The sequence below is a fragment of the Pseudoselenomonas caprae genome, assembly GCF_008271345.1.
Lineage (GTDB): Bacteria > Bacillota > Negativicutes > Selenomonadales > Selenomonadaceae > Selenomonas_A > Selenomonas_A caprae.
In genome coordinates this window covers 12,889-28,335 of record NZ_VTOZ01000028.1, presented here as the reverse complement: position 1 = coordinate 28,335, position 15,447 = coordinate 12,889, and the positions used below count along the sequence as shown (strand labels likewise).

14 protein-coding genes are annotated in these 15,447 nt (G+C 57.2%); 12 read left to right on the top strand and 2 right to left on the bottom strand.

Translation table 11 applies throughout. The features are described from left to right. Positions 1–108: 108 nt before the first annotated feature. Positions 109–1,395: a tRNA(Met) cytidine acetate ligase gene (locus FZ041_RS11740; protein WP_149189699.1), complete on the bottom strand. Its 1,287-nt coding sequence runs from the start codon at positions 1,393–1,395 to the stop codon at positions 109–111. A 170-nt stretch (positions 1,396–1,565) separates the two neighbouring features. Between FZ041_RS11740 and mnmA the strand changes: the two genes are divergently transcribed. The 12 genes from mnmA (at position 1,566) to FZ041_RS11680 (ending at position 13,890) form a co-directional block, all read left to right on the top strand. After that, entirely contained in the window at positions 1,566–2,651 is a 1,086-nt protein-coding gene (gene mnmA, locus FZ041_RS11735) for a tRNA 2-thiouridine(34) synthase MnmA (protein WP_149189698.1), read from the top strand. 79 nt (positions 2,652–2,730) lie between these two features. After that, positions 2,731–3,585: an NYN domain-containing protein gene (locus FZ041_RS11730; protein ID WP_149189697.1), complete on the top strand. Its 855-nt coding sequence runs from the start codon at positions 2,731–2,733 to the stop codon at positions 3,583–3,585. A 15-nt stretch (positions 3,586–3,600) separates the two neighbouring features. Continuing rightward, positions 3,601–4,029 carry a DUF3783 domain-containing protein gene (locus FZ041_RS11725; protein WP_075445736.1) on the top strand — a complete coding sequence of 143 codons (429 nt, stop codon included), beginning with the start codon at positions 3,601–3,603 and terminating at the stop codon, positions 4,027–4,029. Next, the gene (locus FZ041_RS11720; protein ID WP_149189696.1) at positions 4,026–4,871 is read left to right on the top strand and encodes a hypothetical protein; all 846 of its coding nucleotides are present in this window, start codon (positions 4,026–4,028) and stop codon (positions 4,869–4,871) included. The genes FZ041_RS11725 and FZ041_RS11720 overlap by 4 nt, the downstream gene beginning before the upstream one ends. 39 nt (positions 4,872–4,910) lie before the next feature. Continuing rightward, positions 4,911–5,855, top strand: coding sequence for an ABC transporter substrate-binding protein (locus tag FZ041_RS11715; protein ID WP_439653970.1), 945 nt, complete (start codon positions 4,911–4,913; stop codon positions 5,853–5,855). A gap of 22 nt (positions 5,856–5,877) precedes the next feature. Further along, positions 5,878–6,633: an ABC transporter ATP-binding protein gene (locus tag FZ041_RS11710; RefSeq protein ID WP_149189694.1), complete on the top strand. Its 756-nt coding sequence runs from the start codon at positions 5,878–5,880 to the stop codon at positions 6,631–6,633. After that, a complete protein-coding gene (locus tag FZ041_RS11705; RefSeq protein ID WP_149189693.1) occupies positions 6,630–7,376 on the top strand; it encodes an ABC transporter permease in 747 nt (248 codons plus the stop codon). The genes FZ041_RS11710 and FZ041_RS11705 overlap by 4 nt, the downstream gene beginning before the upstream one ends. Positions 7,377–7,385: 9 nt before the next feature. Then, positions 7,386–9,029, top strand: a complete 1,644-nt coding sequence (locus FZ041_RS11700; RefSeq protein WP_149189692.1) for a hypothetical protein — start codon at positions 7,386–7,388, stop codon at positions 9,027–9,029. Between the two features lie 178 nt (positions 9,030–9,207). Continuing rightward, positions 9,208–11,094 (top strand): type I glutamate--ammonia ligase, encoded by a 1,887-nt coding sequence (locus FZ041_RS11695; protein WP_149189691.1) that lies wholly within the window; start codon positions 9,208–9,210, stop codon positions 11,092–11,094. A 119-nt stretch (positions 11,095–11,213) separates the two neighbouring features. Further along, entirely contained in the window at positions 11,214–12,683 is a 1,470-nt protein-coding gene (locus FZ041_RS11690; RefSeq protein ID WP_149189690.1) for a hypothetical protein, read from the top strand. A 189-nt stretch (positions 12,684–12,872) separates the two neighbouring features. Next, the gene (locus FZ041_RS11685) at positions 12,873–13,331 is read left to right on the top strand and encodes a hypothetical protein (RefSeq protein ID WP_149189689.1); all 459 of its coding nucleotides are present in this window, start codon (positions 12,873–12,875) and stop codon (positions 13,329–13,331) included. A gap of 82 nt (positions 13,332–13,413) precedes the next feature. Then, positions 13,414–13,890, top strand: coding sequence for a hypothetical protein (locus tag FZ041_RS11680; RefSeq protein ID WP_149189688.1), 477 nt, complete (start codon positions 13,414–13,416; stop codon positions 13,888–13,890). A 60-nt stretch (positions 13,891–13,950) separates the two neighbouring features. On the opposite strand, the gene FZ041_RS11675 is transcribed toward FZ041_RS11680, so the two are convergent. Then, complete coding sequence (locus FZ041_RS11675) at positions 13,951–15,309, bottom strand: PTS sugar transporter subunit IIC (protein WP_149189687.1); 1,359 nt, start codon at positions 15,307–15,309, stop codon at positions 13,951–13,953. Positions 15,310–15,447 lie beyond the last annotated feature (138 nt).

Here is a 15,447-nt window from a genome sequence, read left to right as displayed (position 1 = left end):
TATTATAGCGGTTTTGTTGTTTTTTATCAATACCTGCCTGATTTGACAGGGCAAATCAGGCAGGTATTGCGTATAGATGCGGATGTTGTTGAAAATAGTAAGTGTGCGCTAACCGAAAAAGCGTGGTGACTGTTGGAAGTCGTTGCATTTCCTGTCTGTTTGCGGTGTAATCAGCTGGCGCAGCTCGGTGGCCATTGTGTCGAGGGCAAGCTGCTTTTGCAGGGGGGATAGGGCGGCTAGTCCTTGGGCGCGCTGGGTGCTGGTCAGGAAGGCGCTGGTTTTTGTGATGAGCGGAAGTGTTTCCGCTTTTTTTATGCGCTTGAGCAAGTCGCGGCCGCGTGGGCCGCAGGCGAGGACGCGCGCGTAGAGCGGGCCGGCGTCGTCCATGGATGCCAGTTGTGTTTGCGTGAGGCCGATCAGCAGGTGGATGAGCGTGCGGGCGATGCGGCTTTTGGGATAGCGCTTGGTCGTGGCGGCAGTCAAGACTTCGTCATAGGTTGTGGCGGTTTGCAGGCAGTCGCGCAAGCGGTTTTCAAGGCCTTCGTTGATGCCGGCGATTTCTTGCAATGCTGTGTTGTCAGTTCGCAGCATAAGGGCTTGCAGTGGTACGAGCAGGTGGTCGAGACTTGGCAGTTCAGAAGCGTTGAGCTGACGGATGGCGGCAAAGCCTGCGGCAGGCAGGGCTTCTTGCAGGGCCTGATTGTCACAAGCGGTGAGCTGAGGCAGTAACAGTTTGCCGCCTGCGGCTTGCGTGGCTTTAGCTGCTTTATACAGCAGTTGCCGGATGGCCGAGGCGCTGGCGTGAGGGGTGGCAATGTCGGTATTGTGGTAGCCGGCCCCTGTCCGCGGAATCAGCAGCGGCTCGATGTTAGGCGTTTTTTTCAGCGCCCGCAGGTATTCGATGGCGAGGATGTTGTTGGGGGCGTGCAGGAGCGACGCATCCACCTGGGTTTCAGTGGTCGTGAGCTCTGTGAGCGCCTGGGCGTAGGAGGCACCAGCACTTATCCGCGCATGCAGCTGTGTCTGTACGGCGGGAGAGTCGATGGCCGTAGCGAGTGCTTGGAGCGTGGCAAGCGACGGACATTCGGCGCCGAAGGCGAGGGTGTCGACGATGCCAAGCTTTGTCAGCAGCTGTACGCCGCCGCGGGCGAAATCCTGCGCACTGCGGCAGGCAAAGGCAAAGGGCAGCTCCAGTACGAGATCGCAGCCACCGGCGATGGCGAGCTCGGCGCGCTGCCATTTGTCGAGGAGCGCTGCCTGTCCGCGCTGGACAAAGCTGCCGCTCATGACGGCGATGATGGCGCTGCCTGGATAAGTCTGCCGGATTTGTTCGAGCTGATAGCGATGGCCGTTATGGAAGGGATTATACTCGGCGATGATACCGGTAACGTGCATGACGATGCCTCCTGTTGCAGTCAAAGGGAATACGTTCATCGTTTAGTTTAGCATTTGCCGGGTATCTGTGACAAGATTCCTTTGGGTCTGGGCGAGAATATGTTATACTTAAAGATACGAATGCGATTATAGCGCATGATATTTCGTACGGATATAGGAGATTGAAATAGATGGAAAAGAAAAAAGTAGTAGTGGCAATGAGCGGCGGTGTGGATAGCTCGCTGACGGCTGCGCTGATCGTCGAGCAGGGCTTTGATGTCATCGGCATCACGATGCGGCTTTCCGAGGAGAGCCGTGACTTTGACTGCAACGACCGCGGCTGCTGCAGCCTGGCCAGCGTCGACGATGCGCGCCGGGTGGCGGAGACCATCGGCATCCCGCATTATACGGTCAATTTCAAAGAGGCGTTCCAGCGCGATGTCATTGACTATTTCCTGGCCGATTACGCTAAGGGCTGGACGCCGAATCCCTGCATTGCCTGCAACCGCTATATGAAGTTCGGCCTGCTCCTCGACAAGACGCTGGAACTGGGGGCGGAGTTCCTGGCCACGGGACACTATGCGCGCATCGAGCAGGAGAAAAACGGCCGCTATGTCCTCAAGAAGGGCGTTGACACCCACAAGGATCAGTCCTATGCGCTCTACCATCTGAACCAGAAGACCCTGCGCCATTTCATGCTGCCGCTGGGCGGCATGACGAAGGTGCATACGCGGGAGCTGGCGGAGAAGTTCAACCTGCCGGTGGCCCATAAGCCGGACAGCCAGGAAATCTGCTTTGTCCCGCACGATGATTACAAGGCCTTCCTGCGGGATAAGAATCCGTCCTGCTTGCAGCCGGGGGATATCGTCAACCGTGAGGGGAAGGTGCTCGGCCATCACGACGGCGTGCCGCTTTATACGATCGGCCAGCGCAAGGGCCTTGGCATCGCCGCTCCTGAGCCGCTCTATGTCACGGAGCTTGACATGAAGAACAACCGGGTCATCGTCGGCGGGGCTCAGGATGTCTATGCGGAGGGGCTGGTGGCAGGCGATCTCAACTGGATTGCGTTTGATGAGTTCACGGAGCCTTGCCGCTATGCGGCCAAGATCCGCTATGGCAAGAAGGAGGGCATGGCCAGCCTGTCTTTGCGGGCGGACGGCCGTTTGCAGGTCCATTTTGACGAGCCGCAGCGTGCGGCGACGCCAGGCCAGTCCATCGTGTTCTACGACGGCGATACCGTTGTAGGCGGCGGTGTCATCGAAGAAGTTTGCCGCTGAAGCCAGACTGGCAGGATTTTGCGGCAAAAGGGCGAATAGATAAGACTGTATGACTATAAGACTTTAAAGGAAGGATTTTATGACACTCGATTCGAGTAATGAAACGGTGGCGATACTTTATGATATCGAAAATGCGCCGTTTGAGATGCTAAACTATACGCTGGGCAAGGCAAGGCGCTACCAGCCCTGCCGCACGATCGTCGTTTCGGACTGGGAGGCACGCCCCGAGCAGAAGCGCTGGGATAAGCTCATGCGCCGGCCGGGCTTTACGTTCCGCCAGATCAGCCGCACCTATCATGGCAAGAATTCGCTGGACTCGGCCATCTATGATTCGGCCAAGATCCTCTATCAGGAGGGCGTGCGCAAGTTCTTGATCATCACGACGGATTCGGATTTCGTGCGGATCGCCGAGCTCCTGAATTCGGATACGCCGTCGTATATCATCGGCGTCGGCACGAAGCAGGCCAGCGAGACGCTGCGCAATGCCTACAATGAGTTCTTCGTCTATCCGCCGGAGGAGAAGAAGAAACCGGCGAAGAAGACGGCGAAGGCTGACAAGCAGGATGCGAAGAAGGCTGAGCCAGCGGCGGAAAAGGCTGCGACGGAAAAGGCGGCACCAGCCAAGAAGAAAGCGGCAGCGGCCAAGACCGAGGCCAAGGAGAAACCAGCGGCAGACGTGAAAACGGCCAAGGCCGCGAAGCCGGCGAAGACCGCAGCGGCAAAGACGGCGACGGCAAAAGCAGCAGCGGCAAAGGAGACCAAGGAGAAGACCGCGGCGCCGAAGATGGCCCCTGCCGCAGCAAGTGCCGATGGTCTGCTGTCGGTCAAGCTGCCCAAGTCGCTGCGCCGCTCGCTGGAGGAGCGCAAGCAGGAAGAGGGCGTGTCCCTTGACGAGCTGGTGACGTATCTGATCATGCGTGGCTTGTCCCGCTGACGAAGGAGCATTTCGATGAAACGAAAAGAACAGGTGTTATTCTACCAATTCCGCGATGAAGAGAAGCTGCATCTTGCGCGCAAGGTACTGAGCCGGATGGGCATCGCCTCGAAGGTGGTGCCGGTGGAGGCCTGGCGCGAAAAGGTCGGCTACCTTCTCGGCATGAAGGGCTTTCAGGCTGCGGCGGATAAGAAGCAGGATGATTTCGTGTTCCCCCATGAGGTCATGGTGCTGCAGAATATCCGCAACAAGCGCCTGGATGAGGTGCTGCTGGCCCTGCAGGAGGCCGGGGTGCCGAAGGTGCGCTTCAAGTCGGTGGTGACGCCATTCAATACGCTTTGGACGCTGCGGCGCCTCTGCGAGACGATGCAGAAGGAGCACGCAGCTCTGCTGGAGCAGGAAGAAAAGAAACAGAAACAAATGGAGACACAGGAACAAGAATGAAGAACGAGGATCTCGATAAAACCCAATACATGCGTCCCGAGGACATGCAGCCCGTGAAAGCTGTCCGGCAGCCGGGGCTGTCGGATACGCAGGAGCTGCCGCCTGTCGATGATGCGCTGGGCATCAAGCCGGCCTTCCCGCAGGGGCGTCCTGGCGGCAATGTGCGCGAGTTGGCGCGTGATGGCAGCGGCCATGAGGAGGGCAAGGCAAAGCCGAAGAAATTCCTGACGGCCGGGCGCAAGAAGGCGCTCTGCCTGGCTGGCGGCTTTGCTGCAGCGCTGTTCATCGGCTTCATGATTGCGGGCTACTCGCAGGATCATAGCGATAAGCAGCAGGCACGGCAGGTACAGGAGCAGCAGCTCAAGGACAAAGAGCAGAAGCTGGCGGGGCAGGAGGCTGACCTCAAGGCGCGCCGCGAGCAGCTGGAGAAGCAGAAGCGGGACTTGCAGGAGCAGCAGCGCCAGCTTGAGGAGCAGTCGAGCCGGGCCAAGGGCCGCAACGAACAGCTGGGCGACAGTGCGCCGGGCTCAGCCCTCGGCCGGCTCGTCGATAAGGTGACGGGCAAGGAGGCTGAGCGCCAGCGGCAGATCGAGCAGAACAAGCAGCAGAGTGCGGAAAGCGACACGCAGGCGGCTGATGTGCGCAAGTCCATCGACGAGGCCCAGAAGATGATCGACGATGTGAATGATAAGCTCGACTCGGTGGCGGCCATGAAGCAGGAGGCCAGCCAGCTCAAGGAGAAGGCGGCTGCAGCCTATGCGGAGAACAAGGGCACGATCGATGAGGCCATCCGCTATGCCAAGATTGGCGCAGGGATGCTCGAGGGTCTGCTATCGCATTGATGACTGCTGAGAATAAAACCAGAAAGAAGGATGAATCTTTTGAAGAAATTACTCGCTATTTGCCTGACGGTGCTCGCGCTGGCCATGCTGGCTGGCTGCGGCACGACGAAGCAGGCTGACACGAAGAAGGAAATGCAGCCGCTGACCATCGGCCTGATGCCGGATACCGACTCGCTGCCATTCATCATTGCGCAGGAGAAGGGCTTCTTCCGGGAGGAGGGCATCGAGGTGAACATCGAGCAGTACAAGAGCGCGATGGATCGCGACTCGGCCCTGCAGAGCGGCAATCTTGACGGGGCGGTTTCGGATATGCTGGCGGTAGCCTTTGCCAAATCCGGCGGCTTTGATGTCAAGGTCACGTCATTCACCGATGGCAGTTATAAGCTGATTGCGAGCAAGGATTCGGGCATCAAAGATGTCAAGGGACTTGCAGGCAAGGATGTTGCCGTTTCGCGCAACACGATCATCGAGTATGTGACCGACCAGATTCTCGCAAAGGAAAACATGGACGGCGACAGCATCAACAAGGTCATTATCCCGCAGATTCCGACGCGGCTGGAGATGCTGCAGAACGGTAAGCTCGCAGCCGCTACATTGCCGGAGCCGATGGCCAGCATTGCCGTCCACAACGGCTGTCAGTTCGTGACGGGCTCCGATGAGCTTGGCATCAATCCTGGTGTCATCCTGTTTACGGCCAAAGCAGCTGCGGACAAGAAGGCAGAGATCCAGGCCATGTACCGTGCCTATAACAAGGCCGTGGCATATCTCAACAACACAGACCGCGCCGAATATATCGACCTGGTCATCGAAAAGGGCGGTTTCCCGCCAGTGGCCAAGGAGGCACTCAAGCTGCCGAAGTATCATGAGGCGGCACTGCCGAAGGAAAGCGATGTCGTCGACTGCATCAAGTGGCTCAATAGCAAGAAGCTTGTCACAGAGACGTACAGCTATCAGGATATCGTTTTGGATTTGTTGAGCAAGTAAACGCTGAAGGTAAGAGAATAACATGATTGAAGTAGAGCATTTGACTGTCAGCTATGCAGCTGATGGCAGTGAACGATTTGCCCTGCATGATGTCAGCCTGACCGTCCCGCAAGGGACGGTTTGTGCCGTTATAGGCCCTTCGGGCTGTGGCAAGTCCACGTTGCTGAAAGTCGTGGCCGGACTGATCCACGATTATCAGGGGACGGTACGGCTGGCGGGCAAAGCGGCCGATCCGCGGGCGATGAAAATTGGCTTCATGCCGCAGAACTACGGGCTGATGCCCTGGCAGACGGTGGCCGAGAACATCATGCTGGGCTGCCGCATCAAAGGAGAAAAAACGGCGGATTTGAAAGAACGCATGGCGGTATTGTGCGAGCGGCTGGGCATTGCGGGACTCGAGAACCGCTATCCGCAGGAACTCAGCGGCGGCCAGCAGCAGCGCGTGGGCCTTGCGCGGGCTTTCCTGCTGCGCCCCGATATCCTGCTGATGGATGAGCCGTTTTCGGCGCTTGATGCCATTACGCGCGAGGAGATGCAGGAGGTATTCCTCGACCTTTGGCAGGAGAACCATATCACGACGATCCTCGTGACGCATTACGTCGAGGAGGCCCTCTATCTGGGGCAGCAGATTGCGCTGATGGCCGCTCATCCGGGGACCGTGCAGGAGGTGCGGCAAAATGAGCTGGCTGACAGCCGCAAGAAACGCCAGACGGCGGAATTCTTTGCTGCTGGCCAGCAGCTGCGCGATAAGATCAAGGCGATGGAGGTGCGGCGATGAGAAAAGGAAAAGTCGTATTGCGCGCCTATCTTGGCGGCGCCGTGTTCCTGCTCGCACTTTGGTGGGGAATCGCGCTGCTGGTGGAACTGCCGATCATCCCTGCGCCGGACAAGGTCTTTGCCAAGCTCGGCCACGTCTTTGTACAGGCCATCGCCATCCACGGGGCTTACAGCCTTTGGCGCATCGCAGCCGGGCTCGTGCTGGCCGTAGGCATCGGCTACCCCCTCGGGCTGGTGATGGGCTATTCCCAGAAAGCCGATCGGCTGCTGGCACCGCTGGTGTATCTGACCTATCCAATCCCGAAGATTGCCCTGCTGCCAATCCTGATGCTGTTGGCTGGCATCGGCGAGTGGTCGAAGATCCTCATGATCTTCCTGATCATCGTCTTTCAGGTCATCATCGCCGTGCGCGATGGCATCCGGGCCATCCCCGAGGAGACGTATTATCCGCTGTACTCGCTGGGGGCATCGTTTGCCCAGCTTTTCCGCCATGTGATATTTCCGGCCTCGCTGCCGAAGTTCATCACGGCGGTGCGCGTGGCGATGGCCACGGCTATCTCGGTGCTATTCTTCACGGAGACCTTCGGCACGCAATACGGCATGGGCTACTATATCATGGATGCCTGGCTGCGGGTCAACTATCTGGAGATGTATGCCGGCATCGTCGTCCTGAGCTTTCTGGGCCTGTTCCTGTTCGGCCTTATCGATCTGGTGGAGCATTTTGCCTGCCGTTGGCAGCAGTGAGGTGGCGCGATGAAGAAACTAGGATGTTTACTGCTGGTGTTCCTGCTCGCTGCTGGCGTGGCCGCCGGCCTGCTGGCAGGGGGCGGCAGGGATTTTGCCGGCTGGGGGCGGAAAGGCGATGGCACCATCCATGTGCAGCCCGAGGGCAAGCCTGAGGCTGGTCTGCTGCAGGATGTGGAGAAAGCAGCGTCAGCTTTCAACGATTTGCTGCAGGCTGGCATGGGGGTGCGGCTGACGCGGGATGTCGAGGTCTATGTGGCGGGGACGGAGGCTGACTACCAGCAGGTGCTGCGGCGGGAGTTCTCGCTGGAGCCCGCTGAGGCCAAGTCTATCGCCGAGATTTCGGGTGGCTGGACTGGCGGCAAGCGGGCGGTAACGGCCATAAACGGCAAGGCGGGCGTCATGACGGGCACCAGCGACCGCATCAGCACCACGGCCCATGAGCTCTTCCATCAGGTGCAGTATGAGCTCAGCGATGGCAACGACACCGATGAGAAGGCTCTGTTCTGGCTCGAAGAGGGCTCGGCTGACTATATCGGCGCGCGGGTTGCGGCAGAGCTGGGCGGTAAGACGATGACGAAATGGATCCTTGACGTCAAGACGGAGCTCATGCGCGCTCCGCAGACGGCCAAGCCCGAGCAGCTCCAGCACAACACGCTGGCGCAGCGCAAGGCCCTCATGCGCAAGGACCTGCACACGTATCAGCTGGCGGATCTCATGACGTGGTATCTGCTGGACCGCTATGCCAAGGGGGAGGAGGAGACCAAGCTGGCGGCATATTTCCGTCAGCTGCGGGAGGTTCATGAGGGCGAAACGGCCTTTGCCCAGACCTTTGGCATTGAGCTCGGCTCCTTCCTGCAGGAGTTCTCCCAGTGGTGGGGCGCCGAGCAGCAAAGGCCTGCCGTGCTGCACTTCGAGGCCCGCGAGGGCGTGCGTAGCGGCCTTACGGCATCGCTGCAGCGGCAGGCCGATGCCGTGCAGGCACTATTTGCTCGCCGCTTCGGGCGGCAGCTCTGCGGCGAGTATCAGGTCGTTTTGTCCCAGGATCAGCAGGATATGGCCCAGGCCGTATCCCTGTACTGCGACTTGCCGCCCAAGCAGGCGCAGGAGCTGGCCGCAGCCAGCCTGTGGATCGAGAATGGCAGCACGATACTCATCAACGCTCAGCAGCTCGATACCGACCGGCAGCGCCTCTTCACCATGGGGGCGCTGATGATGCGCGTCCTGCAGGGGCAGCGGATGGGGGCGCCCGAGCGCAACGTCGAGTGGCTCGTGCGGGGTGCCGGCTATATCATGGGCGTCGCGCGGCTCGGCGAGGCCGGGCTGGGGACGCTGCCCCAGTACCAGCGTGCCTGGATCGATGCGCTGCGGCAGGCGGGGCATGTCCCGCAGCTTGCGCAGATGGAGACGCCCGATGGCTATCGGAAGACTGCGGACAGCTTCACCGATGACACGGCTTCGGTCATGGCCGAGTATGCAACGGCGGAGCTTGTGACCCGCTATGGCTGGAAGTCACTTTCCGACTGGCAGGAGGCCGTGCGCTCGACAGGCGATGGCCAGAAGGCCTTCCGGCAGGTGTTTGGCCTGAATCTCGTGGACTTTGAAGCTGCCGTCCAAGGCAAGGTGCAGCGGCAGGTCAAGAGCCATCGCTGAGGTTGATGTATACAAAATTTGTACCTTTACAAACAAATCGGGCTGTGTTAATATAACACCTGTAAACAAAATAACTTATGGCAACGAAGCCATGCAGGATAGGAGTCCGCGAGCCGCCTGGCTCGGGTATATTCTGTATGGCTTTTTCTGTATGTCTAAATGAAAAGGATGGTATACGATGGAAGATTTACTCTATGTAATCCCGGCAAACTCCAGCAAAGAAGAAGTGCTTGATCTCGTCAAGTCGCATCCGGAAATCAAATTCGTTTCCCTCGTCGGCGTCGATATGGCCGGCAATGATACGGATGAAAAGATCCCGGTCCGCATTTTCCTCAAGGATATCGATGATTTCTATGCCGGCACGGCTGTACAGACCGATGGTTCTTCCGTCGTACTCACGGGTATCGCTACGCTGAACAACGCCAAAGTCGATATGCCGATCGATCCGTCCGTCAACTGGTTCGTTGACTACAACATGGAATACTACGATGACGAAACGGGCAAGCCGGTCGGCACGCTGCGCATCCCGTCCTTCCTCGTGCATGAGGGCAAACGCGTTGACTCCCGCGCCGTCCTCGCTGACTCGATGGAATTCGTCAAGAATGAGCTCTTGAAGCTCTTCAAAGAGAATCCGAAGATGTCCGGCCTTGAGAGCATCGATGGCAACGACGTGGTCGACATCTCCTTCACCTCGGCTACGGAGCTGGAGTTCTGGGTCAAGACGCCGCTGGAGGAAGCTGCTATCGAAGAGATGTCCGCTTCCCAGGTCATGCAGGAGCAGTATTGGGAGCGTACCCATGGTGCTGTCCGCACGGCTATGGAGACCTGCCTGCTTGAGCTGGATAAATATGGCTTCAACGTTGAGATGGGCCATAAAGAGGTCGGCGGCCTCAAGGCACAGATCGATGAGAACGGCCATATGACCCATGTCTGCGAGCAGCTGGAGATTGACTGGCGCTTCGCCGATGCCCTGCAGGCTGCCGACAACGAGATCTTCGTCCGCACGGTGGTCAAGGAAGTATTCCGCTCCATGGGCCTTGAGGTCAGCTTCAAGGCTAAACCGATGATTGGCCTGGCTGGTAACGGCGAGCATACGCATATCGGCATGGCTGCCATCACGAAAGACGGCAAGCTCCACAACCTGTTCACGGCGGACGATCAGCTCAAAGACTTCATGAGCTCGGTGGGCTATGGTGCCATCATGGGCCTGCTCAAGAACTATGAGAGCATCAACCCGTTCGTTTCGGCTACGAATGACTCGCTGAACCGCCTCAAACCGGGCTTCGAGGCTCCGGTCTGCATCGTCACGTCGCTGGGCCACAAACCGGATCAGCCGTCCCGTAACCGCACAATCCTGGCCGGCCTTATCCGCGACCTTGGCAATCCGTATGCTACGCGTTTCGAGCTGCGTGCCTGCAACCCGTACACAAATACGTATCTCGTTCTTGCGGCCATCTACTCGGCTTGTCTCGACGGCATCAAGGTTGCGGTCAAACACACGACGGCTGAGCTTTTGGCTGAGCTTTCCAAAGAAGCTGGCGAGGAAGGCTTCTACCTCGAAAAAGACCGTGCGTATCGTTCCGAGAAGGATGTCTTCGAGGACTATACGGAAGAAGAGCGTGACCGCCTGTTTGGTGCTCCGCCGGCTACGGTTTGGGAGAACATGCAGAACTTCGAGAACTATCCGGAGAAGAAAGCTGTCATTACGAGCGGCGGTGCTTTGAACGACCAGATCATCAATGCCTTCCGCGATGGTGCGCTGATTCGCTGGAAGACCGAGCTCATCGCCCGCATCATTCCGGAGAACCGCGACATCGTCCGCAAGGCCCGCGAAATCAAATCCGATTTCGTTACGGATCAGGATTCCTACAACTGGAACAAAATCAACGGCATCCGCACCTATCTGGCAAAAGACAGCATCGACGAGAAATCGCTGTTCACGCTGCTCATCAACGCCCTTAACGAAGGCGATTACGCCACGGCATCGGGCCTGCAGGTCGAGATGTATGACAAAATCGAAGAGCTCAAGGCTCTCTACGATTCCTATTCTAAGAACATGATCTGATAGATTCCTATCGGCAAGACGAGACCATCCATTGCAGGTGGTCTCGTTTTTGTCTTATATTTTTTACGGAATATTCGATATATAGAAGAGAGGGGAAGTGCGTCAAGGAGGATGATTGCATGATGATTGGCACCAAAGAGGCGGCCAGTGCTGGCTTTATCGACTACCAGCTAAGTGCCGCCAATAAGGCAGACAGTAAGGCAAAAAATCAGAGCGATGCGGCCGCTGCGCCGTCTTTTCTGACGGCACCGGCTTACCAGGTGGATATCGCCGCCAATTTGCTGGAAGGCATATCGACACGCGTACAGGGAGGGAAGGTCTGGCTGGAGCCAGCCAATAGTGCTTACGCGCCCTATACGCCCTATGGAAAGGGCTGGACGCGGGAGGATGAGCTGTCGGCGCTGGAGCGTGGCATTGCCTATTATCAGCAGTGCAATGAAAGGTACTATTCACAGGGCAGTCCTTATGACCCCGAGGCGGATAAAAAGCGGCTGGAGCGAATCGTTTCGGAGATTCCGAAAGGCGAATTGTCGCAGGCACCGGCAACTTATGAGGAGTTAGGTTTGCCGGCAATCGAGCAGGATTTTGCCATAGCGGACAAGCCGCCAGCAACGGCTGCGACTACGTCTGCCGAGGTTCTGGATACATCGGCAAGCCTCTATACGCCAGTAACGGAAATCGCTACGAAGCATTACCGCTGGACCGAAGCGACGGGCATCGAGGAAACCCTGACGCAGGAGCAGGAGATCGCAAACGGGAAGTCCGTAGTCCGTCAGTGGATGCAGGGATATATCACCGACACCGTCGGCGAGATACTAAAACCCCATGCGACTTATGAAGAAGCCTATGCGGCGCTTTATGGGGATGCGGTGTCGGCACCCGTAGTGACCTTCAACGAAGAAACGTTTTGCTATGATATGCGGATGAAAAATACGCAGGGTGGTGCCTTTGGCGTACTAGCCACACAGCTGAACCGGTTTTTGGAGGATTACGGCAAGGATGACTCGTTCTATGATACATTAGCCAGCGCCTTGAATGAACTCGACCCGCAAGGGGAGAATGGCATCGTCAATCAAATCCGCAAGATGATAAATCAGGTAAAGGGTGGCAGTCCCATTGACACCGAGAGCGAATCCTTCCAAGAAGAAGTGCAGGATGCCATCGCCAAGACCTTTGGCGGTTCGGTACAAACTGCCAAAGCCAAGCAGAAGCAAAAGCAGGACCACAAGCAGGAAGAAGCGCAGGGACTTGACTACCTCGCTATGCAGCGCCGCCAGGCTGAGGAGGAAGGACAGCTGTTGGATGCTCTGCTGGGCAAGGAGAACGATAAGCAGGCGGAGTCCGCCGGGGATGTATTGCGTGGCCGCAAGCCAGCGGGCAAGGATATGGAGTTCACGGATAAGCTCCGGCGCGTAGACGAGCGCGAGGCACCACGCCAGCCCTTTGTGTTTATCACCGATGAGGAAGATAAGGGGCCAGGCCTGTCGGCTGAAGAAATCCAGCAGCAGGAACAGATGCATACTGCCTGGCAGAAAATCAGCAAGCGTTTGGCTGAGAGATTTGCCGCCGAAAGGCAGGAACGGCAGTAACGATAATAAGCGAACGAAAGCCGCTATCGAGAGATCACTCGATGGCGGCTTTTTGATGGGGGAAATTTAATGGTATTTTAAAGCTGGTATAAATTTCTTTGAAAACCAGTCCGTTATCATTGAGTGGAAACGCAAGAGGAAAAAGAAGAATAGGTTCAGAAGATTGATAGGAGCAAGGAGGATGCAGTGATGGATGTAGGACAGGTTTATCAGAAATTGGTTGAGAGTATGGATCATGTAGCAGACGAGCTTACGGAAAGAGGCAATAAAGGCCTCATCCGGACCCTTGGCTACTACAATGGTGACGATGGCACAGGGTTTGATTGGGCCATGAATGGACGTACCTGTGAGTTTGGCTATGATTATGAAGGTTCGTCATTATATGCGGTCAAAGCCTGGGTGGGCAGCAATGGGGTAATCACTGTGTATGGTTACGATTTCGATGCCATGGCCCCAGCCATAGAAAAGAAGATAAACTTGGAGAGCATCACCAAGGCGGAAGGCTTTGCGGCTTTGCTGGATGAAGAATTGGACAGCAAGGCGGTGTTTGATGCGCGGTTCCGGCTGGATTCGTTTGTGGTGCCAGATGATGTCGTCGCAGCCTTCCATTCCGCCATGACAGAGGAGTGGGATGACGAGGAGGAATGAGTGGCAGTGCTTGTGGGATTTGACGCTGGCGCGGTTCTTTGTATATGATAGAGGGGAATAAGGCAGAGATGGGGGAATCGCTATGAAAGATGAGCAGTATATACAGGCCCTGTATGAAGAGGCAGTGGAACAGGCCGCAGACTTTGCGGCCTACGATGAGCAGCGGGCGGAGATTGCGGCGCTGCACCGCCACTATGCGGTACAGCTGGGGAATATCCTCGAGATTGCGCCGGCGGAAACGGAGGAACAGATTGCTGTGCTGACGAGGAAGCTGGCGGCAGTGAACGTGGCCCAGTCCATGGAACCGCAAGCCCGCTTGCAGCGCGAGGTGGACCGTATCCTTGACGGATCGGTGCGTTTCTCCGAGGAGGAATACCGTCACTTGATCGGGTGCCTGGCCGAGTTTGAGGAATTGATGGACTTGCCGCTCTACGATATCCTGCAGAATACCGCCTGGCAGATCTTGCAGGCACTGCATCCGCAGCTTGAACGCTATGAGCTCGAAGGGCTGCTGATGGAGGATATCCAGCAGGTCTTGAAAAAGCAGTCATTGGGCTGAGAACGAGAATACGCCTGACCGGTCAATGGACCAGTCAGGCGTATTCTTATGGGGAAGGCATCAGAGCTGCGTCTGCGGGACGCCCTCTGCTTCGTCGTTGTTTTTGTGGGGCTGTTTTGCTGCATCGGCGGCCTGCTCTTCTTTGAGCATGACGTTATCCTGCATGCGGACGAACGGATAGTAGACGATGGTGGACATCACGATGGTTGCAAGCTGCACCACAGCACCCTGCCAGCCGTTCAAGAGGAAGCCGGCGATGATGGGCGGGGCGGTCCAGGGAACTTGTACGGCACTGAAGGGAGCCATGAACCCGACGACAATCGAGGCGTAGGTCATGACGAGGGCAATCAGCGGGACGAGCACGAAGGGAATCAAAAGGTACGGATTGAAGACAATCGGCAGACCGAAGATAATCGGCTCGTTGATGTTGAAGAACCCAGGAACCGTGGCCAGTTTCGTCAGCGATTTGAGCTGTGAGGATTTGGCCGAGAGCCAGCTGGCAATCAGCAGGCCAAAGGTCAGGCCGCAGCCGCCAGTCTTGACCATGAAGTCGACCTGGCAGGTGATGATCTTGGCATCGGGGTTGCCAGCCAGCTGCATGCCCATATCGAGGAGGTGCTGATTGTCGAGGGAGTTGGCGATGAGGATCGGGCTTACGACGCCGCCAACGACGTTCGGGCCATGGATGCCGGCCCAGAACAGGATGCTTTCGAGTGCTTCGATGATCGATCCGCCGATCAGTGTGTCCGAAAGGCCCTGCAGCGGCGTCTGGATGATTTTGAAGATGAGTTCGGGCAGCGTCGTTGCGCCGAGGTAGTGGCAGAGGCCGTAGAGAAGCGAGGCTCCCGTAAAGAGCGCCATGCCCGGCGTCAGCGCCTCAAAGGCTTTGGCTACACCGCTCGGGACAGCGTCAGGCATCTTGATGCCGATGTGGTTCTTTTCGCAGTAGCAGAAAATCCAGGAGGCGGCAAAGCTCACGAGAATCGCCGTGATGACGCCATTGCTGCCCGCCCAGGCTTTTGGGATGATGTCGCCGACGGTCTCGCCAGCCTTCGTGGTCAGCGAGGGCGGCAGCAGGATCAGGAACGTCGAGAGCGAGAGAATCGAAGCCATGATGGCATCGCAGCCTTCGGATTCCACGTATTTATAGGTGACGGCAAGCACGACAACCAAGGCGAGCACGCTGAAGGTGCCACCGGCCACGGCGTTGAGCGGAGCCGTCCAGTCGGGGCCGAACAGGCTGGCCATGAATTCCGGATATCCGGGAATCGGCAGGTTGGCCAGCAACAGGAATACCGAGCCGCAGACCGTAAAAGGAGTGGTCATGATAAAACCGTCACGCAGGGCCGCTACGGCACGGATTTCGGCGAAGCGTCCCATGAAGTCAACGAATTTATCAAAGAGTTCTTGTTTTGTCATTTCGTTTCCCTCTTTCGATAGTTGTTGATTGGGGTATAAGTGCGAACTGTGCTGTCTTAAGACAATATAACTATAGCATATTCTTTCATTTATGAACAATTCCCTTATGCTGGATTGATACAATGCTTTAGATAGAAC